Consider the following 24,903-nt stretch of genomic DNA (forward strand, 5'->3'; position numbering starts at 1 on the left):
TCAATCGGGGTTTAGGGCAAAGGCGGGAGGGTTCGCCGGCCGTAGCGGCTGGCGGGGCGGCGCGGCCGGCTGCAGCGCGGCCGGGAAGGACCGTGCGTTGCTGCGGTGCCGATCTGCGCGGTGCTGGCGCAATCGCTGGATTTGACTATATTGCAACCGCCGCGGTCGGATCGCGGCCGGCGCTGGAGGTCAAACTGAGAGCGAGGAGACGAGGGATGACAACAACATGGAAACGCGGGCTGCTGGCGGCAGGCATGGTGTGCTGCGCCTGGTCGGCCGCGGCACAGCAGAGGCCATCGATCGTCGTCGATGGAGACGACTGGCTCAAGGCCTCCGTCACGGAGCGCAAGGCTTTCCTGGTGGGAGCCGGCAACATGATCCTGGCCGAGAATGCCTATGCCAAGCGCAACAACACCGCCCCGCCTCCGGCCGGCGTGCGCATCGCGGCGGCGGCGCAGAACATGACCATCGCCGATATCGAGGCGCGCGTGACGAAGTGGTACGAAGCCAATCCGGGCATGCGGTCGACGCCCGCGATGGCGGTGATCTGGCAGGACCTCGTCAAGCAAAGCAAGCCTTAGCCACGGAGGACACCATGTACGACAGACTGAAGAAACTGCTGATGGTGGTCTCGCTGGTGGCCGTCGCCGCATGCACCACGGCCGGGGGTAGCAGCAGTAGCACCAGCGGCGGAGGCGGAGGCGGCGGGATCGGCGAGAGCAAGGGCCGCGCCGTGTTCGGTACGGACAGCGACCTGATGTTCCGCACGCTCGCGTGAGCACCGGCAGGTGTTCAGCCGGCTGGCGGGGCGACCTGTCGCGCCGGAGACGCACCGCAATGGGGTGGGCAGGAGGAGGAAAGCGGCCGGGCTTTCGTTCCGGCCGCGCGTGCGGTCAGCACGGCAAGACGGCGCAGGACGGTCGCGGAGACCGCCGGCGCGCCGCCCCGATTACTTCAGATAGTTGAACAGGTTCATGCCCTGGATCTGCATGAAGGACTGCTGCGCTGCCTGCAGCGCCATCGAGCGCTGGTAGTACTCGGAGATGGCCGCCGCGTAGTCCACGTCCTGCAGGGCCGAGAGGGTCTGCTCGTAGGTCAGGCCGCGGTTTTCGCCGATGGTGTCCAGCGCATCCAGTTCCTGCATGCGCGAGCCCACGGACGCACGCACGGTCAGCACGTTGTCCAGCGAGTTGCTCATCTTGCGGTTGGCCGTGGCGAGCGTGTTGTCCAGCGCGGCGCGGTCGGCGTCGGTCGCCAGCGGCTTGCGCAGCGCGGTAATCACGTCCTGCACGTTCGCGAACACGTCGGTGCCGGCCTGCTTGGCCGGTGCCAGCGACATCGTATCGCCGTCGGCGGGCACGCCCGACACCGCGAACGAGACGCCGCCGACTTCGATTTCGTCGCCGGCGGTGTAGGGCGTGGGCAGGCCCACCGCTGCCGGCGGTACCACGCTGTTGTCCATCACGGTATAGCTGGTGGCGTTCGTCAGCGGGTCGATGGCGAACTGCACCTCGAACTTGTGGCCGTACAGGGGGTCGGTCGGGTCGGTCACCGACAGGGCGCTGAAGGTGGCGGTACCGGTGTTGGCGCCGCCGGCTTGCAGCACATAGTTGGCCGAACCGGTGACGCTCAGGAAGATGTCCTGGCCGTTGTCGCCCGCCGCCATCTGGCGCTGCACGTCGACCTGGAGCAGTTGCGCGCCGGTATCGCCGTTGTATTGCACGGTGGTGCCGGACTTGGCGAACGGCGGCGTGCCCGACTTGAAGCCGGCGAACAGGTACTGGCCGTTGCCGTCGTCGCTGTTGGCCAGGCCCAGCAGCTGGTTGTAGTTGCCTTCCAGTTCGGTGGCGATGGCGGCGCGGTCCGAGTCGCTGAGACCGCCGTTGCCTGCCCGCACCACCAGGGTCTGGATGTTCTGGATGGTGGTGATCACGCTCTGCAGCGCCTTTTCCTCGGTCTTCAGGCTGTTGCTTGCCTGCACGCGCGAGCTGGCGTACTGCTCGTTGACGGCGCCGGCCTGCGCAACCGTCAGCGCACGCGTCGCGCCTACCGGATCGTCCGACGGAGTCAGGATGCGCCGGCCCGTGCCGAGCTGTTGCTGCACGTGCAGCAGCGAGTGCTGCTGGCCGTTCATCGAGGCCAGGCCGAGCTGGTAGAAGGTGGAAGATGCGACGCGCATGCTGGTTTCCCTTGTGCTGATAGCTGTCTGTTCAGCCTGTTCCGCATGACGACCGGGGCATGGTGCTGCCCCGATCGCTGATGGCGATGGCTGGTGGCTGTGGCTTACGGTCAGGCGATGCCGATGATGGTGTCGAACAGCGACGACGCGGTCTGGATCACCTGGGCGCTGGCCTGGTAGAGCTGCTGGAAGCGCAGCAGGTTCACGGTTTCCTCGTCCATGTTGACGCCGGATACCCCTTGCTGCGCGGTCCTGACCTGCGTGGTGATGCTGTCCTGCGAATTCGACGCGATGTCGATCGACTTGGCCCGGCTGCCGATATCGTTGACCAGCAGCGCGTAGGCATCGTTGAAGCTCGATACGCCCTTGATGGTCTTGGCGGTCTGCAGCTTGGCCAGCCCCAGCGCATTGCCGTTGTCGGTGATGCCGCCGGCGTTCGACCCGAAGGTGAACGTGTCGCCGGTCGCCGGCGTGCCATCGAAGCTGATCGTCACGCCGTCGAAGGTGTACTCCACCGCGGTGCCGTTGGGGACCGGGCCCGCATCCGGCGTGACCGGATTGCCGGCCGCGTCGGTGAAGGTGTACGTCGTGCCATCGAAGGTCGCGGTCACCTTGGACGGCGGCACGGCGAAGCCCTCGGCCACGTTGGCCACCTTGATGGTGCCCTTGCCGGTGTTGGAGGCCACCACCTGCGCCAGCACGGGCGAGGCCGCGGCCAGCTTGGCCGGGTCCTTGATGACGACTTCGAACTGGCTGGCGACGTTGCGGGTCGGCTGGATCTGGAACGAATCGCCGGCGGCCATCGCGCCGCTGGCGGTAATCTCCAGGCCGTCCACGTTGAAGGTGGGACCGGCGCCGCTCGCCACGACCTTGCCGTCCGTCAGGCGGGTCAGGCTGTAGTTCGTGCCGTCGAACTTCATCGTGTAGTCGCTGGCTTCCAGCGCGCCGGCGTTCGCCACGGTCACCGCGAGCGTGCCCGTGCCGGTATTCGTGGCATTGCGCATCACCGCCGGCGAGCCCATCCTGAACAGGTCGCCACCGATGGCGCCGTTCAGGTCCATGCCCAGCTGGTGCTGCTTGTTGAAGGTCTGGCCGAGCGCCAGCGACAGCCGGCCGATGGCGTTCTGCGCGGCATCCAGCGTCTCGCTGCGGAACTTGAGCAGGCCGCCGACGCTGCCGCCCTTCAGGATGCTGTCCTCCATCTCGATCGCGGTGCCGTCCGGCAGCGTGTACGCGATGGCGGTGCGCGACGGATCGGCGGCCGAGTTGACCGCCTTGAGATCGTAGGACGAGGTGCCCACCACGAGGGGCTGGCCGTTGCCGACGAACACGTTGTAGCTGCCGCCGTCCTGCTTGACGACCTTCACGCCTACCTGCTTGTTCAGTTGCGCGATGACTTCGTCGCGCTGGTCCATCAGGTCGTTGGGCGGTTCGCCGCCGCTGGCGGCTGTCGCCTTGGCGATCTCGCCGTTGAGCGACGCGATCTGCTTGGCGTAGGCGTTGATGTCCGACACCGCGCCCTTGAGCTGGTTGTTGATGCCTTCCTGCTGCTGCGAGAAATACTCGGAAGCCGCGCGCAACTGGCCGGCGAGCGACTCGGCGGCGTTCAGCAGGCCCTGGCGCGTCGCCGTGTCGGCCGGCGTATCGGCCATGCCCTGCACCGCGGCGAAGAACTTCTGCATCAGCGGGGCGATCCCGCCCTTCTGGTCGGCCAGCAGGTTGTCGATCTGGCCGATCTGCTCGGAATAGGCGGCGTACTGCGCGCTGAGCGTCTCGGTGTTGCGCAGCTGCGCGGTCAGGAATTCGTCATAGACGCGCATCACCGTGATGGTGTTCGAGCCTTGCCCGAAGAAGCCCTGGCTCGTGCCCTGGCCACCCGCCGAGGCGATGATGGTGTTCTGGCGCGTGTAGCCGGCCGTTGCCGCGTTGCTGACGTTGTGGCCGATGGTGGTCAGCGCATTCTGCGCCGTGTTCAGGCCGGAAAGACCGATATTGAAGAGTGACATGCACTAACCCCGGATCTGGTAGCTGCCGCCCACCCGGCGTGCAACAGCCGGGACAGCGGAAGTGGATGTGGTGTCTAACGGCACTTTGGGGCGCGGACTTTAACGCTGTTTCGCGCCCCGGAAATCTGTGCTACATCGCGCGCGCGGGACTCGGCGCGGCTCATCGGCCGGCCAGCGCATGCGCGCGGCCGGCAGGCACTCAGGTCGAGACCTTGCGCATGATCCGGACCAGCTTTTCGCCGTATTCCGGATCGGTCGCGTAGCCCGCGCGCTGCAGGCCGCGGGCGGCCTCGTCGGCCGAGCCGGCGGACAGAACCGGCGCGTAGCGCGGGTTGTTGGCCAGCAGGCGGGCGTAGTCGTGGAACGCCTCTTCATACGAGCCGTAGGCACGGAAGCGCGCCCGCACTTTCTGCGGCTGGCCGTCGATGTATTCGGTGGTGGTGATCTCGGCGGTCGGGCCCTTCCAGTTGGCGCCGGCCTTGATGCCGAACACGTTGTGGGTGGTGCTGCCGTCCGGGTGCGTGATCTCGCGCTTGCCCCAGCCGGACTCGAGCGCGGCCTGGCCCAGGATCAGCCTCGCCGGCACGCCGGTGGCCTGCGACGCCGCGGCGGCCGGTGCCGACATGCGGGACACGAACGCGGTGACGTGCGGCGGTGCATCTTCGGGCACGGCGATCTGGTTGCCCTGCCATGCGCCGGTCTCCTGCGCCTGGTACTGGCGCAGGCCGGCCGTCGGGTTCCAGTTCGAGCCCAGCACCACGGTGCCGGCGCGCGGCGTCTCCGAGAATTCGCCGCCCGCCTCCGTTGCGCCGCGGCTGTCCAGCAGCCCCGCCACGCTGGCGGCGGCCGCGTCCATCGGCGTGGCCGGCTTGCCCTGGACCTGTCCGGGCACCTGCATGCCGCTGGCGCGCGCCAGCTGCTGCACCATGACATCGGCGAGGCCGATGCCGCGCGAGGACAGATGCTGGGACATCTGCTGGTCCAGCATCGACATGTACAGCTTGGTCTGTTCGTTGTCGAAAATGCCGTCCTGCGGCGTGGCGTCGCGCATGCTCTTGAGCATCATGTGCGTGAACACGGCCTCGAACTGCTTGGCCGCCGCCTTCAGCGCCTCGCCACCACCATCGGCGCGGGCGCTCTGCTTGAGCATCTCGAAGCCCTGCGTATCAAGCGCGAAGCGCTGCGAGACATCGGCCTGTGCGGACAGATTCCTGCTCATGGTCGGCTCCGGGCTGGCGTCAGATGATTTCCAGCTCGGCGCGCAGGGCACCGGCGGCACGCATCGCTTCCAGAATGGTCTGCAGGTCGGCCGGGGTCGCGCCCAGCGCGTTCAGCCCGCGCACCACCGCCGCCAGCGAGGCGCCGGCCTTGACCACCTGCAGCGAGCCGCCATCGCGCTTGAGGCTGATCTCCGAGACCGGCGCGACCACCGTCTCGCCACCGCTGAACGGCGCGGGCTGGCTGATCACCGGCTGCGTATTGATGACGACCGACAGGTTGCCGTGGGCGATGGCGCAATCGTCCACTGTCACGGCCTGGTTCATCACGATGGAGCCGGTACGCGCGTTGAGCACCACCTTGGCCGCGGCCTTGCCCGGCGTCACGTCGATGTTTTCCATGCTGGCCAGAAAGCTTACGCGGCCGGCCGGCGTGGGCGGCACGCGCACCTGCACCACGCGGGCATCCAGCGCGCTCGCCACGCCGCCGCCCAGCTTGTTGTTGATCGCGTCCACCACGCGCTGCGCGGTGCCGTAGTCGGTGCTCTTGAGCTCGAGCGTGAGCATGCCGTTGTCGGACTGGAAGGCCGGCACGGCGCGCTCGATGATCGCGCCGTTGGCGATGCGGCCCACGGCGAGCTGGTTGATCTGGACCTTGCTGCCGTTGGCCGACGCGCCCGCGCCGCCCACCAGCAGGTTGCCCTGCGCGATGCCGTAGACCTGGCCATCGGCGCCCTTGAGCGGCGTCATCAGCAGCGTACCGCCGCGCAGGCTCTTGGCATTGCCCAGCGACGAAACGACGACGTCGATCTGGCTGCCCGGCTGCGCGAACGGCGGCAGCGTGGCGGTCACCATCACCGCGGCCACGTTCTTGAGCTGCATGTTGCGGCCGGCGGGCAAGGTGATGCCCAGCTGCGACAGCATGTTGCTCAGGCTCTGCGTGGTGAACGGCGTCTGCATGGTCTGGTCGCCGGTCCCGTCGAGACCGACCACCAGGCCGTAGCCCACCAGCGGGTTGTCGCGCACGCCCTGGATCGTGGCCAGGTTCTTCAGGCGCTCGGCCTGCGCGGTGCCCGCGGCGAGGCCCAGCGCGAGCGCCAGGCACATGCCGGCGAGGCGCGCGGCGGCGCGGCGGGTACGGAAGAGATCAGGCAGACGCAAAGACATGAGACAGCTCAGAACGGTGAAACGTTGAGGAAGAAGCGCTGCAACCATCCCATGTTCTGCGCTTCGTCGATATAGCCCTTGGCGGTGTACTCGATGCGGGCATCGGCCACCTGCGTGGACAGCACCGAGTTGTCTCCGGCGACCGTGCGCGGATTGACCACACCCGAGAAGCGGATGAACTCGGCACCCTGGTTGATCGCCATCTGCTTTTCGCCGGATACGACCAGGTTGCCGTTGGGCATCACCTCGATCACGGTCACGGTGATGGTGCCGTTGAAGGTATTGGCCGCGGACGAGCCGCCGCTGGCCTGCATGGCATTGGCGCCCTCCATCTCGGCGTTCTGGCTCGCACCGAACAGGCCGCCGAGCACACGCGGCACCGAGCCGAACGACAGCGCGGTGTTGGCCGTGCGGCTGGCATTCGAGCCCGAGTTCTTCGAGGCGTTCAGGTTCTCCCGCACCAGGATGGTCAGGATGTCGCCGACGTTGCGCGGCCGGCGGTCCTCGAACAGCGGATTGCCGGCGTACGAGCTGGCGTAGATGGAGCCGGTGGGCGCAGGCATCGGCCGCTGTTCGGCCCGGGCCGAAGTGGGCAACTGCACCAGCGGTTCGCGCGGCACCAGCGCGCAACCGGTGGCGAGCAGGCACAGGATCATCGTGCCCAGGCGAGACAGCGTTTGCATCATGTTCAACCCAATTGCGTCAGGCGCTGCAGCATCTGGTCGGACGTCTGCACGGCCTTGCTGTTGATTTCGTAGGCGCGCTGGGTCTGGATCATGCTGACCAGCTCTTCCACCACGTTCACGTTCGACGCTTCCACATAGTTCTGCTGCAGCACGCCGGCGCCGTTCAGGCCCGGCACGGTGGGGTTGGGCTGGCCCGAGGCGTCGGTCTGCACGTACAGGTTCTCGCCCAGGCTTTCGAGGCCGGTCGGGTTCATGAAAGTGGCGAGCTGCAGCTGGCCGACCTGCACGTTGTTGCTCGAGCCCGGCTGCGTCACTGACACCGTACCGTCGCGGGCGACGGTCAGCGACGTCGAGTTCGCGGGAATCGTGATGGCCGGCTCGATGACAAAGCCGCTGGCCGTGACCAGCTGGCCGTTGGCATCGACCTGGAACGAGCCGTCGCGCGTGTAGGCGGTGGTGCCGTCCGGCATCGTGACCTGGAAGAAGCCCTGGCCGATGATGGCGACGTCCTTCGCATTGCCGGTCTGCTGGGGATTGCCCTGCGTGTGGATGCGCTCGGTGGCGACGGGGCGCACACCGGTACCCAGCTGCATGCCCGAGGGCAGCACGGTCTGGTCCGACGACAGCGCGCCGGGCTGGCGGATGGTCTGGTACATCAGTTCCTCGAACACGGCGCGGCCGCGCTTGAAGCCCGAGGTCGAGACGTTGGCCAGGTTGTTCGAGATCACGTCCATCTGCGTCTGCTGCGCATCGAGGCCGGTCTTGGCAATCCAGAGAGAGCGGTTCATGGTTGTCCTTGCGTGGCCGCCGCGGCGGCGCGGCATGCCCTTGATTCGGTTGAGTCGGTGGGTCCGGTGGCGATGCCCGCGGGCATCAGCGGTTGGACAGCAGCTGGTTGGCGCTCTGGTCGTTGGTGTCCGCGCCCTGGATCATCTTGATCTGCATCTCGAAGCGGCGGGCGTTGGCGATCATGTCCACCATGGCCTCGACCGGATTGACGTTGCTGCCCTCGAGCGCGCCGGTGATGACGCCGATGGTCGGATCGCGCTCGACCGGCGCAGCGCCGGGCCGCAGGCGGAACAGTCCGTCGTCGCCGCGTGCGATGGCGTCGGCGGGCGGATTGACCAGGCGCAGCCGGCCCACCTGCGCAAGGCCCTGAGCGGTTTCGCCAGGACCGCGCGCGGTGATGGTGCCGTCATTGCCGATGGTGACCATCGAGCCGGGCGGTACCGCCAAGGGGCCGCCGTCGCCCAGCACGGGACGACCGCTCATGGTCTGGATCTGCCCGTCCGCCGATACCTGCAGCGAACCGGCGCGGGTGTAGGCCTCGCCGCCGTCGGGCGTCTGCACGACCAGCCAGCCGTTGCCCTTGATCGCCACATCGAGCGAGCGCTCGGTATAGGTCAGCGGGCCGGCCTTCAGGTCGGCGCCCGGCGTGCTCGCGAGCGCAAAGGCGCGCGTCGGCGTTTCCTGCCCGACCACCGGCACGGCGCGGAACATATTGACCTGGGCCCGGAAGCCGGGGGTCGACACGTTGGCCAGGTTGTTGGCCACCGCGGCCTGCTGGTCCATCGTCTGTTTCGCGCCCGACAGGGCGGTGTAGATCATGCGATCCATATGCGATCTCTAGCGTTCCGCGGGCAGCGCGCGCGAGCGCGCCGCCCTTGGCGTCATCAGATGTTGACCAGCGTCTGCAGGACCTGGTCCTGCGCCTTGATGGTCTGCGCGTTCGCCTGGTAGTTGCGCTGCGCGACGATCAGGTTGACCAGCTGGCCCGAGAGGTCCACGTTCGACGCCTCGACCGCGTTGGACTGCAGCTTGCCCATGCTGCCGCCCGGCTGGCCGATCAGCGGCTGACCGGAGGCACCGGTCGCCGACCACACGTTGTCGCCTTCCGGCTGCAGGCCTTCGACATTGCCGAAGGTGGCCAGCGCGACGGTGCCCAGCGATTGCGTTTCCTCGTTCGAGTAGCTGCCGCGGATGGTGCCGTCGGCCTCGATCGAGAAGCCCAGCAGGCTGCCCGAGGTGTAGCCGTCCTGGTCGATCAGCTTCGGATCGTTGTCGTCGCCGAACTGCGTGGTACCGGCCAGGCTGAAGGCCACGTTCATCACGTCCGCGCCGTTGGCGGCGGGCATGGTCACGTTGACCGGGGTGCCCGGCGCCGGCGTGACGAGCGCGCCGTTCAGGTCGAAGCGCATCGCGTTCGGGCCCGACAGCAGGGCGCCGGTGGCGTCGGTCACGTACATGTTCCAGTTGGTGCCGGTCGCATCGCTGGTGCCCTTGGCGAAGTAGGCCGTGAGCTGCTTGGCGTTGCCGAGCGAATCGAACACTTCGATGGTGCTGCTGTAGTTGAACATCGAGGCATCGGGCGGATCGCCGGCGGCCGTCGCGAACGACGGGGCGCTGCTGATCGTGTACGCGTCGCCGGCGGCAACGGTGCCGCTCATGGTGACGGTCAGGCCGTCGGCCGTCAGCGTCGGGCCGGCGCCGGTGGCCACCACCACGCCGTCCGAGGCGCGGGTCATGCTGTAGTTCGTGCCGTCGTACGTGATGTTGTAGTTGCTGCCGGTCAGCACCTTGACGTCCGACACCGACGCCGTGGCGGTACCCGCGCCGGCCGTGGTCGTCTCGGTCAGGGTCGGGTTCGGAGGCACGCTGCGCGAGTCGAGGTTGTACTGGCCGGTGATGCTGGTGGTGGCACGCGGGGGCATCTGGGCATTCGAGACGACCAGCGGCTGCGGCTGCGCGCCGCCGCCCGGCGCCACGCCAGGCGCGTAGCCGGTCAGCTGCAGGCCCTGCGCGTTGGTCAGGCGGCCGTCGTCCGTACGCAGGAACTGGCCGTTACGCGAGAAGAACACTTCGCCGTCGGTGCTCATCAGGCGATAGAAGCCGTTGCCACCGGTGATGGCCACATCCAGCGAACGGCCGCTGGCCTCGATATTGCCGGCGTTGAACGATTGCACCACCGAGTTCACGCGCGTGCCCAGGCCCACCTTGGAGCCGGCGTACACGTCGGCGAACTGCGCCGTCGATTGCTTGAAGCCGACGGTGTTCGCGTTCGCGATGTTGTTGCCGATCACATCCAGGTTCTGCGCGGCGGCGTTGATGCCGCTTACCCCTTGACCGAAACCCATGTTTTTCCCCTTGTTTCCTGTCTAACTCTGCTGTCTAACTTTGGGACCCTTATCGCACCGCGATCCGGTCCGGCCAATGGATAGTGCCGGCGCCGGTGTGCGACAGCGGGCGATTAAAGAATCTTGCGAACTTCGTCGACGTTCGACTTGGTGCCGCCGGCCAGGTTGACCAGCACGCCCGTGGCGTCGCCGCTGATGCTCTCGACCTTGCCGTACACCAGCGCCACCGGCTGCACGCTGGTGCCGTCGGCGGTCGCGTTGACCTTGAAGGTGTAGTCGCCATTGGCCACCACCGCGCCGGCGTTGTCCTTGCCGTCCCACTCCACGTCGTGCACGCCGGCGACCTGACCCTTCAGGTCGATGGTGCGCACCACCTTGCCGTCCGCGTCCAGCACGTCGACCGTCACGGCGTCGGCCGTCTTGGGCAGATCGATGCCGATCTTCGACGCCACGCCGTCCTTGACGGTCACGTCCGAGCCCGGCACCACGACCGTGCGGCCGATCAGCGCGGCCGAATCCATCGCGCGGCTGGCGCTGGTTTGCGCCAGCAGCTGCATCATCGTCGCGTTCAAGGTTTCCATGCCGCTCACGGTGCTGATCTGCGCCAGTTGCGAGGTCAGCTCCGAGTTCTCCATCGGATTGAGCGGATCCTGGTTGTTCATCTGCGTCACCAGCATCTTCAGGAAGTTGCCCTGCAGGTCCGAGGCGCTCGACGAGTTGCTCTTGAGCTGATCGGCCAGGCTCTGGCTGCTGGTGTTGTTATTAACGGGAGTCGTCATGTCGTATTCCGGTTTCACTGACCGATGGTCAGCGTCTTCAGCATCATGTTCTTGGCGGTATTGAGCACCTCGACGTTGGCCTGGTAAGACCGCGAGGCGGAGATCATGTTGACCATCTCTTCCACCGGGTTGACGTTGGGCATCACGACATAACCCTCGGCGTTGGCGAGCGGATGCGTGGGGTTGTGGACCATGCGCGGCGGCGACGGGTCTTCCATCACGTTCTGCACCTGCACGCCGCCGATGTCGTTCTGGCCAGGCGTGGGCGCGAGGCCGAACACCACCTGCTTGGCGCGGTAGGGCTGGCCGTTGGGCGCCACGGCGCTGTCCGCGTTGGCCAGGTTCGAGGCCGTCACGTTCATGCGCTGCGCCTGCGCGGCCATGGCCGAACCGGCCACGTCGAAGATGTTCATTGCTGGCATGGCTTCCTCACTGCTGGATCGCGGTCAACATCGACTTGATCTTGCCGCTCATCACCGTCAGTCCCATCTCGTAGCGGACCGTGTTGTCGGCAAAGGCCACCCGCTCCGTATCCATTTCGACGGTATTGCCGTCGATGCTGGACTGCATCGGGATACGGTAGGCCAGTTCCTCCTTGGTCATCGTCACGCCCTGGCCGGGCAGATGGCGATTCGAAGTCGTGGACAGCGTCACGCCGTCGGCGCGCTTGCCGCGTTCGACGGATTCCGACAGCCGGCTGGCGAAGTCGAAATCGCGCGCCTTGAAGCCGGGCGTGTCCGCGTTGGCGATATTGGCGGCAATCACCGATTGCCGTTCGTTGCGCAGGCTCAATGCCTCCTGTTGGAAGCGCAGTGCCGCGTCGAGTCTGTCGATCATGTCTGTATCTCGCGTCCCGTTTTTGCGTCCGTGTTGCGTCGGTTTGCGTCCGTGTATTGCGCCTCGATCTCGCGCACGCACGTCGCGTCGAGTGAGAAAGCGATGAAGGCAGGTGCCATGGGCGACCTTCTTCACGGCTGCCATCTTAGGTGCGGCATGGCCACACCAATCGACTGAATAGGAGTGGGAAATCCGCGTATTTCGCCCTGAGCCGGACGCTGCGGCTCCCTACAATGGGCACCGTTGACAGAGACGCGCTTCGCGCCCGCGCGAGCCGCTCTCTTCCTTGCTGGGATGACAGGATGAGCATGACCGTTTCGACCGTGGCACACCGTATGGCACTGGCCCGCCTTTGGGCGTCGCTGCCCGCCGCCGTGGCGGCACTGGCGCTGGCCGGCGCCGCCCTGGCCGCACCGCAGCCGGCGCAGGTGGCACAAGTCACGCCGGTCGGCTCGATGCCGGCTGCGCACGCCGCCAGCGTTTCCAGCGTGCAGTTTCCGGACGATCCGGTCCGTGTCGCGGTGGAGCAGTTCCTGCAGCAGCAGACCGCCGGACTGCCTGGCAAGAGCACCATCCAGGTTGTGCCCCCATCGGGCGGGCGCGCGCCGCATTGCGAGAATCCGGAGCCGTTCCTGCAGCCTGGCGCCACGCCCTGGGGCCGGATCTCGGTCGGCGTGCGCTGCGGCGGCGACCGGCCGTGGACGCGCTATGTACAGGCACGGGTCTCGGTGGTGGCGGACTATTACGTCGCCGCGCGGGCGCTGGGCGCCGGCGAGGCGCTGAACGCCGCGGATCTCGAGCTGCGCCAGGGCGACCTGGCCACCCTGCCCCGCGCCGTGGTCACCGATCCCGCCCAAGTGGCGGGCGCCACCACGGTGAACCGGGTCGCGGCGGGCTCGCCGCTGCGCATGGACATGCTGCGCAAGGCCATCGCGGTACGCCAGGGACAGAACGTAGCGGTCAAGTTCGAGGGCGAAGCCTTCCATGTCACGAGCGAAGGCAAGGTGCTGGCCGATGCCGCGCCGGGCAACAGCGTGCAGGTCAGGCTCAAGAACGGTCAGGTGGTCAACGCGCTGGTGCGCGACGCCGACACCGTAGTGCTTCAATAGTCATTTTTTTGGAGGTAAGTCGGCCGGCATTTCCCCCTCCGGCACGCCGTGCGAACCAGCCGTGCGACAATCCGGACCGGGCCCGTCAGCCCGCCGACTACCCCCTAAAGTTCTGGAGAATCCGGCCGTTAAGGCAAGGAAACCCAGCAAGGAATACCCGTGAAGATCAATAACACCACTCCGCCGAGGACGGGCGATGCCGCCGAAAGCCCCGCCCGCAACGTTTCCGGCGCCGCTGTCACCGCGGCCACGCCGGCACCGTCCGACGTCCGGATGAGCCCCCTTTCCGCCCAGGTGCGCGATATCGGCGCCGGCCTTGTCAATGACGCCGATGGCGATATCGACCAGGCCAAGGTGGAAGAAATCCGTCAGGCCATCGCCGAAGGCCGCCTGACGATGGACTCCAGCAAAATCGCCGACGGCCTGCTCGCCTCCCTGCGCGAACTGGCTCAAGGCGGCCAACCCTAAGCCCTACTCATGACCGAATCCATGGTTCAGGGGATGCAGCGCGAAACCGAAGCCGTTCTGGCGTTCGCCGCAGCCCTCAACGAAGAACGCCAGGCCATCCGGGCCGGCGACTTTGCCTTGCTCAACACGTTGCTGGAGCGCAAGACCCAGCTCGCCGCGATGATCGGCGAGCTCGGCGCGACCCGCCAGGCGCAAATGTCCGCACTGGGCATCCGCGTGGGCGCCGAGAGGCAACTGCTGGGCAAAGGCGTGGATTCGGCCGTGACAGCGGCTTGGCAACAACTGGTCTTCGCGGCCCGCACCGCGGCCGACGCCAACGACTTCAACGGTGCCATCGTCAACGCGCACCTGGAGTACACCCAGGACGCCCTGCAGGCCCTGCGCCAGCGCGGCGGCGATACCGGCACGCTGTATGGCCGCAACGGACTGGCCAAGGCCGGTCCGCAAGGGGTGAGCCTGGCAGCTGGCTGAGCGGTTACTGCTGGATTGAGAAAAGGCACGTAGGCCTGGCGGTGTTCCGCCGGGTTGACGTGCCTTTCTTGCATTCGAGATGGCGATCGGCACCGGAAGCCGGAGCGCCGGGCATGTCCATCGGCCGCCCGGTCCCGCCCTCTTGTCGACTGCGCATTCAGCGCAACACTTCTAAACAGAACGGCTCGACGCTATCGGGATTCGATCGCGCGCGCCGACGTTCCGCGCATACCGGCTGAGAATCGGCTCACCTCAACAGCCGATCAGGGGCCATGCCGTGAGCCGATCCGCCAACGACACGAAAGCCGTCACTACCTCCGCCAACCTTCTCGGGACACTGCATGCACTGTCGTCACAGGGCGGGAGCCAACTGAGTTCCGTCGAGCTGGCCACCGCTACCGGGGTCAGCGTCGCCACAGCGAAGCGGGCCTTGCAGCGACTGGTCGCGTCGGGGCGAGTCCGAAGGACCGGCAAGGCCCGGACCACCCGATATGCCGCCACGCACGATTTCCCATTCGCCCCGGGTGCAATGGCGGTCTTGCTCCGCGAGCCTGATGTGGCTTCGCCGCCCTGGTCTGCGGCAAGTCTGCGGCTTGCCTCTGTACTGCGCCGCCCGTTGATGACGAGAGACATCGCGACATATCAGCGCGGCTTCGTGGACGGCTACGTGCCCAACAGAGACAGCCTCTTGCCTCGCGACGCCGCCGACGATCTGGCCATGCGGGCGCGCCTGCGCGGGCAACAGCCGGCAGGGACATATGCGCGCCGCGTACTGGAGCAATTTCTCATCGACCTTTCGTGGTCGTCTTCGAGGCTGGAGGGCAACCGCTTTTCGTTGGTGGACACGCGCAAGCTCTTTCTTTCCGGCTTGCCCGGCAGCAATGCCGACGCCGTCATGCTGCTCAATCACAAGAGAGCCATCGAGTTTCTGGTCGATGCGGCGCCGCGTGGCGGCTTGACGACGCTTCTGGTCCGCAATCTTCACGGTTTCCTGATGCGCGATCTGCTGGACGACACGGGAAGCCTGGGCGCCATCCGGAACAGAGCGGTGTATATCGGGCAAAGCACCTATCTGCCCTCGAACGTGCCTCACGTGTTGGACGAGATGTTCCGCACGATCCTGGAGAAGGCGGACCGCATCGCCAACCCTGTGGAATCGGCGTTCTTTCTCTGGGTCAATCTCGCGTATCTGCAGGCATTCGAAGACGGCAACAAGCGTACGAGCCGTCTGACAGCCAATGTCCCGCTGCTGCTTCGCAACTGCGCGCCCCTGTCGTTTCTTGGCGTCGACGCGAATGATTACGCAATGGCGATGATGGGCGTCTACGAGCGGCTGGACACGTCCATGGCAATCGACCTCTTCACCTGGGCGTACGGACGCTCCATAGACCGGTACGCCTCGGTGCTGGAGGCCATGGAAGTGCCCAACGCCTCGGCGCTCCGATACAGGGAATCCGTGAACCGCGCCGTCCAGGCCATCGTGCGGGACGGAATGCCGCTCGGCGAGGCCGTCGCGCTTGAAGGCCGCTCGGCTGTCCAGACGTCGGAACTGCGCCGGCTTGTCGAGGAGGCCTTGCGCGGCCTTCAGACCTACAACTGCGCGCACTTCGGCATCGGCAGCGAAACCGCGGCGGCGTGGATTGCCCGAGGACGGCCACCAGGGCCGGCGGCTAGCGGAAGCTGACCGTCACCTCGTTGGACTGCGCGCGCAAAACGGGCGCGAGCGGGCCCTGCCCCGGCACGCGATAGGCAAACACGAAGCCCTTGCCCGCATCGTCGCCGCGAAATGCCTCGGTGCGGCCTTCGGCGCCCGGCAGCAGCACGCAGCGGTTGGCATTGCACAGATAGGCTTGCAGATTGGTCGGCGGCACGCGGGTGAAGCGATAGCGCCAGCGCACGGCGGTGATGACGCCTTCCGCCTGCGGGAGATGGCCAACCGGTTCGATCGGCGGCGACACCGCGCGCTGGCCTTTGCCATAGAGCGCCGGCCCGTTGACCGTGGCCGTCCACGCGTGGCGCGAATCGCCGGAGTTGGAAGCGGATGCGGCGCTCGCCAGCAAGCCGAGCGCGAGGGCGGCCGCCTGCCACAGGCGGCCGGTGGTAAAGGCGGCAAGCGAGGGAGACGGCCAGGCCATCATGGCTGTCAGAGCAGGCCGCGCAGCTGCGTGCGCAGACGGTTGATGGCCTGGCTGCGGATCTGGCAGACGCGCGACTCGGTCACCTCCAGCACCGCGCCGATTTCGCGCAGGTTCAGCTCCTGGTCGTAGCACAGCGACAGCACCAGCTTCTCGCGCTCGGGCAGCTTGTCGATGGCGCGGATCAGCGCGCCGCGCATGCCGCTTTCCATCAGCACCGTGAGCGGATTGCCGTCGTCGCTGACCGTCAGGTGGCGGTCCAGGAAGTCCTCCTCGCCGGAGCGCTCGAAGTCTTCGTAGTGCAGCAGCTGGCAGCCATAGACCTCGTTGAGCAGCAGCTGGTATTCGTCCAGCGGCATGTCCAGCTCTTCGGCAACCTCGGAGTCCTGCGGCGTGCGCCCGAGCTTCTGCTCGAGCTGGCGCACTGTCTTCTCGATGCGGCGGGTGGACTGGCGCAGGCTGCGCGACTGCCAGTCGTTGGCGCGCACCTCGTCCAGCATCGCGCCGCGGATGCGCTGGCTCGCATACGTCTCGAAGCGGGCGCCGTGCGTGTCTTCATAGCGGCGGGCCGCATCGAGCAGGCCGATCATCCCGGCCTGGATCAGATCGTCGAGCTGCACGCTGGCCGGCAGCTTGGCCGCCAGTTGCAGCGCGATGCGACGCACCAGCGGCGCATGCGTCTTGACGGTATCCGTCTGTTCGAGTTTTCCCTGGATCGTGTACATGGTGGAATCCTCGCTTGGTTCCTAGCAGGCCAACGCCGCGGCAGGCGGCACGAACGGCGCTGCGCGGTTTGAATCGGTTTCTGGTTTCAACGGCCACGCGGCGATGCCGGCGGCGATACGGCGCAGCGACGCGGTAGCGGCGGCGCCCGGAAAAGCTTCGACCACGCAGCGGCCAAGCGCGGTGCTGCGCGCGATCAGCGGGTCGAACGGCAGGGCACCGGCGAATACCGCCTGCACCCCGAGATACTGGCTGGCGGTGCGCGCCAGATTGCGCGCCGCGGTGGCGACGGTGTTGTCGTTGTCCGCGGCATTCACCACCAGATGGAAATGGCGGCAGGCATACAGGTGATGCAGGCGCTTGATGCATGCATACGCCGCGGTGATCGACGCCGGCTCCGCCCGCGTGACAACCACGAGGTTGTGCGCCGAGCCGCCAAAGCGCGACAGCATGCCGTCCGGGCCGCTGCGCGCGTCGCACAGCACCGAGCGGAACTCGCCCAGGGCCCCCAGGTCGCCCCAGGCCTGCGGGTCGCCGGGCAGCACGGCGGGCGCGCCCTGGGCGCGGTCGCCCGTGGCATCGGCCGCGCTGGCGGATCCCGTCAGCACCTGGGCCAGCGTGCCCCGCGGGTTGGCGCCGGCCAGGCGCGTGGCGCGCGAGCGCGCGGCATCCTCATCCACCAGCAGCACGCGTTCGCCCTGCAGGGCAAGCGCATTGGACAGACCGAGCGCAACCGTCGTCGCTCCGGCGCCCGGCTCGCACGCCACCACGGCGATACGCCGGGTGGTGCGCGGTGCCAGCATGCGACGAAGGCTTTCGGCCTGGTCTGAAGCGAGCGTGCTCACGAATCAATCTCCAAGGGCAGCCATTTGCTGCGCCAGATGCTTGGCCGACTCCGGCACGGTGCGGCGCTGGGCGGGCATGGCGCTCGCGATCAGCGTGTCCTCATCGTCCGCAGGCGACGCGGGTGCGGCTTGCCGAAGCGCGGGCCGATGCCCACGCGCCGGATAGTTTTCCAGTACGTCCAGCAGGGCCAGCAGACGGCCCAGGCCGTCCACCAGCGTCGCCGCGGCGATCGCGCCCTTGCTGGTCTTGCCGGTCAGGCGCGCCAGGAACGGCGCCGCCGTGACGGCCGGACGGTGTTCCAGCCGCAGCGCGGTGATGCCGGCCTGCAGCGCCACCAGCTGCGCGCACGGGGCGGACACCGCGCCCTCGGCGCCGGACTGGCGCAGATGGGTGGTGGCGAGCCGCAGGGTGCGGCAGCGCGACTCCGCGCCTTCGCTCCAGCGCGCCCAGCGCGCGACCTGCGACCCTTCCGGGGAAAGCGCACCATCGCACAGGGTGTAGTCCACGGCCAGGGTCTGGCCGTTCTCGCGGTCGATCGCGCGCGAGACCACCAGCGTGGCGTCGATGCCGTTGTCCGCGCCCGCGGGTTTGACGGGGCGATGCTGGGCATCGACCACGCGCACCGAAGTCTGCGCGACCCACTGCAGTGCCTCGCGGCCGCGCACCTGGGTTTCGCCAATGGCATGGAAGGTCAGCGTGTCGGCGAGGGCGTCGAGCTTCCACGCCGTGCCGTCGCAGATCACGCGGGTGCTCTTGCGGGCGGCGGCCAGCCAGCGCTCGCCGGCGGTCTGCCAGCGGGCGATGGCCGATGCGGCGGGCATGGCTTCCAGGACATTGACGACGCAGCGGCGCGCGCCCACCGCGGCGCGCAGATCCGCGGCTTCCGTATCGGGGGCCCCGTTGGCGCCGTGCGAGCCGCGGCCGGTCGGGGTGATCGTGGCCGCGAGCGGCATGCCGTCGCGGTCCGACAGCCACACCGTGTTCAGCCAGGATTGCGGCGCGCGGCGGCCCGGCACGGGCACCGACGTCGTCGTGGCGCAGGCAAGCACGTAGCGGTCGCAATGCTGGCTCACGTCGCGGGCCACCGCGTCGCGTACCGTCTGTGCCATCGCCTTGAGCGCGGTATCGGGCTCGTCGCGCTGAGGCCACAGCTGGCGCAACAGGTCGAAGCCGTACTGACCGTCCTGCAGCTCGTTGACGCAGGCGCCGACTGCATGGCTGCTATCGGTAATCGAGCGCAGCACGTCGTGCGCGGCGTCGGCGTTGTCGTCGCCCTCCGGAGCGGGGCCGCCGGCAAAGGCGCTGCGGGCGGCCTGGGCTTCGGCGAACACGGAGCCGCGGCGCGGCATCGCGAAGGCGCGCTCGACCAGCAGATCGCCGCGGGCCAGTTCCAGATGCTCCGGCACGCGCTGGCCGGTCGAGGCATAGAACACGGGCAGGCGATGGCGGATGACCACATCCAGCACGGAGCCCAGATGGGTCGCCTCGTCCAGCTTGCTGATGATGCAGCCGTCCACGCCCCCGCCGGGCGTGGCGTCGTTGCGGTAGGCGTGCACGACTTCATTGAGCGTGTCGCCGTGGCTGGCGCCATTGAGCAGCAGCACGCGCTGCACCGGCGCCGGGGCGCCGGCCAGCATGGCGATCTGCTCGGAAAGGTTGCGGTCGCGCTGGCTCATGCCAACGGTGTCGATGATGACAAGATGCTTCTGGGCAAGCGCGGACAGCGCGATGCGCAGGTCCGAGGCGTCCTTGACCGCGTGCACGGGCACGCCCAGGATGTCGCCGTAGATGCGCAGCTGCTCGTGCGCGCCGATCCGGAACGAGTCGGTGGTCAGCAGCGCGAGTTTCTCCGCGCCGTGCTTGAGCACGAAGCGTGCGGCCAGCTTGGCGGTGGTCGTGGTCTTGCCGACGCCCGTCGGGCCGACCAGCGCCAGGACGCCGCCCTGGCCGAAGAGCGCGTCTTCGTCGGTCAGCACCGGCACCTTGCTGGCGATCTCCTGGCGGATCCAGCTCATCGCGGCGGGTCGATCATGGCCGACCGGCAGCCGCGACAGCAGCGTGCGGGCCAGTTGGCCGGAGAAGCCGGCCCCGACCAGCCATTCGAAGAGCGAGTCCCGCAGCGGATCGCCGCCGGCGGCAGGCACGCTGTGTGCGCCGATGCCGGACATCTGGCGCTCGATCAGCGCGCGCATCGATTGCAGCTCGCCGCGCAGATCGCCAATGACTTCCTGCGCCGCGGGCTGGATCACCTCGGGCACCGGCGGGGTCGGGGGCACGAACGGTTGCGCGCTGCCCGAGATGGCGCCCAGATCGGTATCGCGCATGGCGACGATCTCCACGCCGCCGTCCACCGTGCGGTTGGACAGCACCACGGCGTCCGGCCCCATGGCCTCGCGCACCTGGCGCAGGGCTTCGCGGCCATTGGCCGCCACAAATTTGGCTACGCTCATCTCTCGCGACCCTTGTTTCAGCGGGATGCTGCGGCATCGCCGCTGCATGGCGAAGCGGCATCAGACCACTTCGACGGTCTTGATTATCCGAGCGTGGGGGTCGCGCTATTAGGGGGAATAGGAAGGGGATTGCGGCGCTATTTGGCCAATGACGGACCGTGCGGCGGGACGGTCTCGGGCCAGAACGGCCTCGTGCCAGTGTTATCGGCAGCCGGGCGGCGTTCTTTTACCCCCGGCTTGCGAGAGACGACGCCGGCTGCCTGCTACTGGCCCCGGCAATCGGCCGTGCCCGCGGCGGACGCGGCCGCGCGGCCATCAGGGCCGGAAAATCTCGTCGAGCGTATCGGCACGCAACAGGCGCCTTGCCCAGACGTCGATCTGCTCCGTCGTGGCGGAGGCGACCGTGGAAGCCAGCTCGGGCGATAGCGGACCGAACCGCTCCGTCAGCATCATGTGGAAGAGCATCGCCTCGCCCGCCCGGACCCCTTCCTGCCGCCCTTCCTGCCGCCCTTCCTGCCGTCCTTCCTGCAGGCCCGCCTGCAGACCCTCCTGCCGGTACTGCGCCGACCATTCCTTGAAGCGTTGTGCCAGTCTCATCTTCAGCTCCTTCAGTTCCCGAATCTTGGACAGCGACAGCGCTTGGTCGCTGTGCCGCGAGACTACCTCGGACAGCAGCAGCGCAAAAGCGCGTTTGAGCTCGGGATTGTCGCAAAGCAGCTCGTTCAGCCGGTCCACCACCTGCCACAGCACCTCGCCGCGGGGTGCCTGCTCGAAGCGGAACAGGCAGGCGACCACGTTGTGCATCCGGGCCAGCTGCTGGTCGGAGTACTGGCCCTGGTCGACCAGGAAATACCGCAGCCGCGGCCGATGGCAAGCCGGCAGCCCGGGCGCCTCGAGGATCAGATCGGCAATGTCCGTGGCCGCCGTCCATGCCGCCTCGCCGTTGTACATCACGATCGGCAGCACCGGAGGCAACCTGCGGCCCGGCAGCACCTCGCCGCTGCGGATCAGGTCCTGATACAGCAGCGCCAGATAGGCCATGATCCTGACCGCCATGAACGGATCGACCGTGCTCTGGAATTCGATCAGGAAATAGCAGTAGACCCACTCGCCATCGGCCCTGATCCGCCAGACGACATCGTCGGCGCGCTGGCGCAGGTCGTCGGTGATGTAGCTGGAGGGGACTTTCTCGAGCGTGGTCCAGTCAAGGGCATGCAGCCAGTCGTCCGGGACAAAGCCCAGGATCAGGTCCCGCACGGTCTCGGGGGACGAGAAGACCATCTTGTAGGAGGCATCGCATTGCTTGCGCATCACGGACAACCAGGAAGGCTGAAAGCCGGTGCGGCAAGGATGCGGTGGGAGGGCGCGATGCGATGCCAGAAAAGCGGCCGCCCTAGCGGTTACTGAAATGTTTCGGCGCGCGGCGCGCAGCACTGCCACGCGCCGCCCGCCGTGGCGGACATCAGCCGTTGCCGCCGATCATCGCGGTGATGCGGATATTACGGTTGTCGGGCACCTCGGCATGCGACAGGACCTTGAGCTGCGGCATCGTGCGGCGCAGGAAGCGGGCGAGCAGCGCCCGCAGTGGATGCGGCACGAGCAGGACCGGGTCCAGTCCCTGCTGCTCCTGGCGCGCGGCGGCGGCCTGCGCCTGCTGCAACAGCGCATCGGCGAGTCCCGGCTCGATGCCGCCGCCCGAACTCAGCGCCTGCGACAACACGCGTTCCAAGCCGGCATCGAGGCCGATGACCTGCAGGTCCGCGCCATTGGGGAACCATTGCTGCGTGATGGCCCGGCCCAGCGACATGCGCACCAGCGCGGTCAGCTCGTTGGGGTCCGTGACCTTCGGGGCGTGTTCGGCGATCACATCCAGGATGGTGCGCATGTCGCGGATCGGCACGCTTTCGTCCAGCAGGTTCTGCAGCACCTTTTGCAGCGACGTCAGCGAGATCAGCTTGGGCACCAGATCCTCGGTCAGCTTCGGCGACTCCTTGGCGATGCGGTCCAGCAGTTGTTGCACTTCCTGGCGGCCAAGCAGTTCGGCCGCATGCAGGTGGATCAGGTGGTTCAGGTGCGTCGCCACCACCGTGCTGGCGTCCACGACCGTGTAGCCCAAGGCCTGGGCCTGTTCCTTCAGGCCGCTGTCGATCCAGACGGCCGGCAGGCCAAACGCCGGATCGCGCGTGGTCGTGCCGGGCAGCGTGCCCGACACCTGGCCCGGGTTGATGGCCATCCACTGTCCCGGCGTGGCCTCGCCCGTGCCGATCTCCACGCCCTTGAGCGTGATGCGGTAGGCGTTGGGCCGCAGCTCCAGGTTGTCGCGGATATGCACGACGGGAACCAGAAAGCCGATCTCCTGCGCCACCTTCTTGCGGATGCTCTTGATGCGCCCGAGCAGTTCGCCGTCCTGGCCGCGATCCACCAGCGGAATCAGGCGGTAGCCGACTTCCATGCCAAGCGGGTCGACCAGCGTGACGTCGTCCCACGTGGCTTCGGTGTTCTCCTGCGTCAGCGCCGGCAGGCGCTCCTCGCGCGTCTTCACCTGGGTCGCGGTCTGCTCCTTGCGGGCGACGTAGCGGCCGAACCAGATCAGCGCCGCGGCGAACAACAGGAAAGCGAAATGCGGCATGCCCGGGATGATGCCGAGCATGCCGACGATGGCGCCCGTCAGATACATCACCTTCGGGTTGGAGAAGAGCTGACCGGTCAGCTGCTGGCCCACGTCCTGCTCGTTGGACACGCGCGAGACGATCACACCGGCCGCGGTGGAGATCACCAGCGCCGGGATCTGCGCGACCAGGCCATCGCCGATGGTCAGCAGCGTGTAGTTGTGCACGGCGGTGGCGAAGTTCAGATCGTGCTGCACCATGCCGACCACCATGCCGGCGCCGACGTTGATGAACATGATCAGCAGGCCGGCGACCGCGTCGCCGCGCACGAACTTGCTGGCACCGTCCATGGCGCCGTAGAAGTCCGACTCCTGGCTCACCTCGGCACGGCGCTTCTTGGCGCCCTCCTCGTTGATCAGGCCCGCGTTCAGGTCGGCGTCGATCGCCATCTGCTTGCCGGGCATCGAGTCCAGCATGAAGCGCGCGCCGACTTCGGCAATACGGCCGGCACCCTTGGTGATCACCATGAAGTTGATCACCACGAGGATCGCGAACACGACGATACCGACCGCGAAATTCCCGCCAACCAGGAAGTGGCCGAAGGCCTCGATCACCTTGCCGGCGGCGTCCGGGCCCTTGTGGCCCTCGAGCAGCACCACGCGGGTGGACGCCACGTTCAGCGACAGCCGCATCAGCGTGGAGAACAGCAGCACCGCCGGAAACGCCGCGAAATCCAGCGGCTTCTGCGTGTACATGCTCACCAGCAGCACCATGATGGACAGCGCGATGTTGAAGGTGAACAGCAGATCCAGCATGAACGGCGGCAACGGCAGGATCATCATGCCGAGGATCATGATGATCAGCAGCGGTCCTGTCAGGGCCTTCATCTGGCCACCCGCCTGGGCGCCAGGCAGCTTGAAGAGGGAGGTCAATGCGTTCATGCGGTGCTTTCCGGTACGGCGAGTTCATCGGGCACGGGCAAGCCGGTCGGAGCGTCCGGATGCGGGCCGTAGGAGTGATGCCAGTTCTTCAGTGAATAGACCCAGGCCAGAACTTCGGCCACGGCGGTATAGAGTCCCGCCGGAATGTCGTGCCCGAGCTCGACATGGCGGTGCAGCGCGCGCGCCAGCGGCGGCGCGGACAGGATCGGGACGCGGTGTTCCGCGGCCAGTTCGCGGATGCGCGCGGCCACGTCGTCCATGCCCTTGGCCACCACGCGCGGCGCGCTCATGCGGCCTTCGTCATAGCGCAGCGCCACCGCGAAGTGGGTGGGGTTGGTGATGACCACATCGGCCTTGGGCACCTCGGACATCATCCGGCGGCGCGCCATGTCGCGCTGCGCCTGGCGGATGCGGCCCTTGACGTGGGGGTCGCCATCGCTTTCCTTGTGCTCCTGCTTGACCTCTTCCTTGGTCATGCGCAGCTTCTTGTAGTGGTCCCACAGCTGCCAGGGCACATCCACCGCCGCCACCAGCACCAGCGAGCCGGCCACCACGCCGCAGCACAGCAGGACCAGCTCGATCATGTGCAGCAGCGCTTCCTGCACCGGCGCATTCATCAGCGCCACGGTGTCCGGCAGGTACTTCCACAGGACCCACGCGCCAACGCCGCCGACCAGCAGCGACTTGGCGATGGCCTTGAGCAGTTCCACCAGCGAATTGACCGAGAACAGGCGGCCGAGCCCCTTCAGCGGCGACAGCCGCTCGAATTTGGGAGCCAGCGCCTTGGTCGAGAACAGCCAGCCGCCAAGCATCATGGGCGCGGCCAGCGCCGCCGCGGCGAACAGCAGCAACAGGGGCATGACGACCAGCAGGATTTCCCAGAACATCTCGGCCATGCGGATCAGCATCCGGTCCGTCTGCAGCGCCGTGGCCGGCTCGAATGCCAGGCTGGCCCGCATCACGGCATGCAGCCGCTCGCCAATCATGCCGCCCAGTCCCCACAGGCCGAACACGCCGGCCATCAGCATCACAAGCGTGCCGAGCTCGCGCGAACGCACCACCTGCCCCTCCTCGCGCGCCTTTTCCAGGCGCCGGGGTGAGGCGGGTTCGGTTTTCTCGAGATCGCTGTCTTCGGACATTGCCGCT

General features: G+C 67.5%; 24 protein-coding genes. 6 read left to right on the plus strand and 18 right to left on the minus strand.

Annotated features, from left to right (window positions below; translation table 11 throughout):
- The first annotated feature begins 215 nt into the window (after positions 1-215).
- Together LDO27_RS18970 and LDO27_RS18975 are read left to right on the plus strand one after the other, a co-directional pair.
- A complete protein-coding gene (locus tag LDO27_RS18970) occupies positions 216-581 on the plus strand; it encodes a hypothetical protein (protein ID WP_224043426.1) in 366 nt (121 codons plus the stop codon).
- A gap of 14 nt (positions 582-595) precedes the next feature.
- Positions 596-778, plus strand: a complete 183-nt coding sequence (locus LDO27_RS18975) for a hypothetical protein (RefSeq protein ID WP_224043427.1) — start codon at positions 596-598, stop codon at positions 776-778.
- A gap of 171 nt (positions 779-949) precedes the next feature.
- On the opposite strand, the gene flgL is transcribed toward LDO27_RS18975, so the two are convergent.
- The 11 genes from flgL to flgB all read right to left on the minus strand — a co-directional run bounded on the left by flgL (position 950) and on the right by flgB (position 12,005).
- Positions 950-2,179 (minus strand): flagellar hook-associated protein FlgL, encoded by a 1,230-nt coding sequence (gene flgL, locus LDO27_RS18980; protein ID WP_222207248.1) that lies wholly within the window; start codon positions 2,177-2,179, stop codon positions 950-952.
- Positions 2,180-2,289: 110 nt separating this feature from the next.
- A complete protein-coding gene (flgK, locus tag LDO27_RS18985; RefSeq protein WP_222207247.1) occupies positions 2,290-4,185 on the minus strand; it encodes a flagellar hook-associated protein FlgK in 1,896 nt (631 codons plus the stop codon).
- 199 nt (positions 4,186-4,384) lie between these two features.
- Positions 4,385-5,404: a flagellar assembly peptidoglycan hydrolase FlgJ gene (gene flgJ / locus LDO27_RS18990; RefSeq protein ID WP_222207246.1), complete on the minus strand. Its 1,020-nt coding sequence runs from the start codon at positions 5,402-5,404 to the stop codon at positions 4,385-4,387.
- 19 nt (positions 5,405-5,423) lie between these two features.
- Positions 5,424-6,509 carry a flagellar basal body P-ring protein FlgI gene (locus LDO27_RS18995; protein ID WP_224043614.1) on the minus strand — a complete coding sequence of 362 codons (1,086 nt, stop codon included), beginning with the start codon at positions 6,507-6,509 and terminating at the stop codon, positions 5,424-5,426.
- A 68-nt stretch (positions 6,510-6,577) separates the two neighbouring features.
- Complete coding sequence (flgH, locus tag LDO27_RS19000; protein WP_222207521.1) at positions 6,578-7,255, minus strand: flagellar basal body L-ring protein FlgH; 678 nt, start codon at positions 7,253-7,255, stop codon at positions 6,578-6,580.
- Positions 7,256-7,257: 2 nt separating this feature from the next.
- Positions 7,258-8,043 (minus strand): flagellar basal-body rod protein FlgG, encoded by a 786-nt coding sequence (flgG, locus tag LDO27_RS19005; RefSeq protein WP_222207244.1) that lies wholly within the window; start codon positions 8,041-8,043, stop codon positions 7,258-7,260.
- An 85-nt stretch (positions 8,044-8,128) separates the two neighbouring features.
- Positions 8,129-8,872: a flagellar basal-body rod protein FlgF gene (gene flgF / locus LDO27_RS19010; RefSeq protein WP_222207243.1), complete on the minus strand. Its 744-nt coding sequence runs from the start codon at positions 8,870-8,872 to the stop codon at positions 8,129-8,131.
- A 56-nt stretch (positions 8,873-8,928) separates the two neighbouring features.
- Positions 8,929-10,389, minus strand: a complete 1,461-nt coding sequence (locus tag LDO27_RS19015) for a flagellar hook protein FlgE (protein WP_222207242.1) — start codon at positions 10,387-10,389, stop codon at positions 8,929-8,931.
- 113 nt (positions 10,390-10,502) lie between these two features.
- Entirely contained in the window at positions 10,503-11,168 is a 666-nt protein-coding gene (locus LDO27_RS19020; RefSeq protein WP_222207241.1) for a flagellar hook assembly protein FlgD, read from the minus strand.
- 14 nt (positions 11,169-11,182) lie between these two features.
- Entirely contained in the window at positions 11,183-11,590 is a 408-nt protein-coding gene (gene flgC, locus LDO27_RS19025; protein ID WP_224043429.1) for a flagellar basal body rod protein FlgC, read from the minus strand.
- Positions 11,591-11,597: 7 nt separating this feature from the next.
- Positions 11,598-12,005 (minus strand): flagellar basal body rod protein FlgB, encoded by a 408-nt coding sequence (flgB, locus tag LDO27_RS19030; RefSeq protein ID WP_222207238.1) that lies wholly within the window; start codon positions 12,003-12,005, stop codon positions 11,598-11,600.
- A gap of 335 nt (positions 12,006-12,340) precedes the next feature.
- Here flgB and flgA point away from each other — a divergent pair, with 335 nt between their 5' ends.
- The 4 genes from flgA (at position 12,341) to LDO27_RS19050 (ending at position 15,737) form a co-directional block, all read left to right on the plus strand.
- Positions 12,341-13,114, plus strand: coding sequence for a flagellar basal body P-ring formation chaperone FlgA (flgA, locus tag LDO27_RS19035; protein WP_222207520.1), 774 nt, complete (start codon positions 12,341-12,343; stop codon positions 13,112-13,114).
- A gap of 159 nt (positions 13,115-13,273) precedes the next feature.
- Complete coding sequence (flgM, locus tag LDO27_RS19040; RefSeq protein WP_222207235.1) at positions 13,274-13,582, plus strand: flagellar biosynthesis anti-sigma factor FlgM; 309 nt, start codon at positions 13,274-13,276, stop codon at positions 13,580-13,582.
- 9 nt (positions 13,583-13,591) lie between these two features.
- Positions 13,592-14,053, plus strand: coding sequence for a flagella synthesis protein FlgN (locus tag LDO27_RS19045; protein WP_222207233.1), 462 nt, complete (start codon positions 13,592-13,594; stop codon positions 14,051-14,053).
- A gap of 277 nt (positions 14,054-14,330) precedes the next feature.
- Positions 14,331-15,737, plus strand: a complete 1,407-nt coding sequence (locus LDO27_RS19050; RefSeq protein ID WP_224043433.1) for a Fic family protein — start codon at positions 14,331-14,333, stop codon at positions 15,735-15,737.
- Here the strand turns inward: LDO27_RS19050 and LDO27_RS19055 are convergent.
- The 7 genes from LDO27_RS19055 to flhB form a co-directional block, all read right to left on the minus strand.
- Positions 15,724-16,191: a flagellar protein FlhE gene (locus LDO27_RS19055; protein ID WP_224043434.1), complete on the minus strand. Its 468-nt coding sequence runs from the start codon at positions 16,189-16,191 to the stop codon at positions 15,724-15,726. The genes LDO27_RS19050 and LDO27_RS19055 overlap by 14 nt on opposite strands.
- A 5-nt stretch (positions 16,192-16,196) precedes the next feature.
- Positions 16,197-16,913 (minus strand): RNA polymerase sigma factor FliA, encoded by a 717-nt coding sequence (locus tag LDO27_RS19060; protein ID WP_222207231.1) that lies wholly within the window; start codon positions 16,911-16,913, stop codon positions 16,197-16,199.
- A 21-nt stretch (positions 16,914-16,934) separates the two neighbouring features.
- Positions 16,935-17,756 (minus strand): MinD/ParA family ATP-binding protein, encoded by an 822-nt coding sequence (locus LDO27_RS19065; protein ID WP_224043436.1) that lies wholly within the window; start codon positions 17,754-17,756, stop codon positions 16,935-16,937.
- Positions 17,757-17,759: 3 nt separating this feature from the next.
- Positions 17,760-20,207, minus strand: a complete 2,448-nt coding sequence (gene flhF, locus LDO27_RS19070) for a flagellar biosynthesis protein FlhF (RefSeq protein ID WP_224043438.1) — start codon at positions 20,205-20,207, stop codon at positions 17,760-17,762.
- A 315-nt stretch (positions 20,208-20,522) separates the two neighbouring features.
- Positions 20,523-21,518, minus strand: coding sequence for an Rpn family recombination-promoting nuclease/putative transposase (locus LDO27_RS19075; protein ID WP_224043439.1), 996 nt, complete (start codon positions 21,516-21,518; stop codon positions 20,523-20,525).
- Positions 21,519-21,669: 151 nt separating this feature from the next.
- Positions 21,670-23,757 (minus strand): flagellar biosynthesis protein FlhA, encoded by a 2,088-nt coding sequence (gene flhA, locus LDO27_RS19080; protein WP_222207227.1) that lies wholly within the window; start codon positions 23,755-23,757, stop codon positions 21,670-21,672.
- Positions 23,754-24,896, minus strand: a complete 1,143-nt coding sequence (gene flhB / locus LDO27_RS19085) for a flagellar biosynthesis protein FlhB (protein WP_224043441.1) — start codon at positions 24,894-24,896, stop codon at positions 23,754-23,756. The genes flhA and flhB overlap by 4 nt, the downstream gene beginning before the upstream one ends.
- Positions 24,897-24,903 lie beyond the last annotated feature (7 nt).

This window comes from Cupriavidus respiraculi (genome assembly GCF_914271545.1).
GTDB lineage: Bacteria > Pseudomonadota > Gammaproteobacteria > Burkholderiales > Burkholderiaceae > Cupriavidus > Cupriavidus respiraculi.

Excerpts from the sequence above, each read along its gene's own strand:
- LDO27_RS18970 (WP_224043426.1), top strand. The coding sequence starts at position 216 with ATGACAACAACATGGAAACGCGGGCTGCTGGCGGCAGGCATGGTGTGC.
- LDO27_RS18975 (WP_224043427.1), top strand. The coding sequence starts at position 596 with ATGTACGACAGACTGAAGAAACTGCTGATGGTGGTCTCGCTGGTGGCC.
- flgL (WP_222207248.1), bottom strand. The coding sequence starts at position 2,179 with ATGCGCGTCGCATCTTCCACCTTCTACCAGCTCGGCCTGGCCTCGATG.
- flgK (WP_222207247.1), bottom strand. The coding sequence starts at position 4,185 with ATGTCACTCTTCAATATCGGTCTTTCCGGCCTGAACACGGCGCAGAAT.
- flgJ (WP_222207246.1), bottom strand. The coding sequence starts at position 5,404 with ATGAGCAGGAATCTGTCCGCACAGGCCGATGTCTCGCAGCGCTTCGCG.
- LDO27_RS18995 (WP_224043614.1), bottom strand. The coding sequence starts at position 6,509 with ATGTGCCTGGCGCTCGCGCTGGGCCTCGCCGCGGGCACCGCGCAGGCC.
- flgH (WP_222207521.1), bottom strand. The coding sequence starts at position 7,255 with ATGATGCAAACGCTGTCTCGCCTGGGCACGATGATCCTGTGCCTGCTC.
- flgG (WP_222207244.1), bottom strand. The coding sequence starts at position 8,043 with ATGAACCGCTCTCTCTGGATTGCCAAGACCGGCCTCGATGCGCAGCAG.
- flgF (WP_222207243.1), bottom strand. The coding sequence starts at position 8,872 with ATGGATCGCATGATCTACACCGCCCTGTCGGGCGCGAAACAGACGATG.
- LDO27_RS19015 (WP_222207242.1), bottom strand. The coding sequence starts at position 10,389 with ATGGGTTTCGGTCAAGGGGTAAGCGGCATCAACGCCGCCGCGCAGAAC.
- LDO27_RS19020 (WP_222207241.1), bottom strand. The coding sequence starts at position 11,168 with ATGACGACTCCCGTTAATAACAACACCAGCAGCCAGAGCCTGGCCGAT.
- flgC (WP_224043429.1), bottom strand. The coding sequence starts at position 11,590 with ATGCCAGCAATGAACATCTTCGACGTGGCCGGTTCGGCCATGGCCGCG.
- flgB (WP_222207238.1), bottom strand. The coding sequence starts at position 12,005 with ATGATCGACAGACTCGACGCGGCACTGCGCTTCCAACAGGAGGCATTG.
- flgA (WP_222207520.1), top strand. The coding sequence starts at position 12,341 with ATGGCACTGGCCCGCCTTTGGGCGTCGCTGCCCGCCGCCGTGGCGGCA.
- LDO27_RS19045 (WP_222207233.1), top strand. The coding sequence starts at position 13,592 with ATGACCGAATCCATGGTTCAGGGGATGCAGCGCGAAACCGAAGCCGTT.
- LDO27_RS19055 (WP_224043434.1), bottom strand. The coding sequence starts at position 16,191 with ATGATGGCCTGGCCGTCTCCCTCGCTTGCCGCCTTTACCACCGGCCGC.
- LDO27_RS19060 (WP_222207231.1), bottom strand. The coding sequence starts at position 16,913 with ATGTACACGATCCAGGGAAAACTCGAACAGACGGATACCGTCAAGACG.
- flhF (WP_224043438.1), bottom strand. The coding sequence starts at position 20,207 with ATGAGCGTAGCCAAATTTGTGGCGGCCAATGGCCGCGAAGCCCTGCGC.
- LDO27_RS19075 (WP_224043439.1), bottom strand. The coding sequence starts at position 21,518 with ATGCGCAAGCAATGCGATGCCTCCTACAAGATGGTCTTCTCGTCCCCC.
- flhA (WP_222207227.1), bottom strand. The coding sequence starts at position 23,757 with ATGAACGCATTGACCTCCCTCTTCAAGCTGCCTGGCGCCCAGGCGGGT.
- flhB (WP_224043441.1), bottom strand. The coding sequence starts at position 24,896 with ATGTCCGAAGACAGCGATCTCGAGAAAACCGAACCCGCCTCACCCCGG.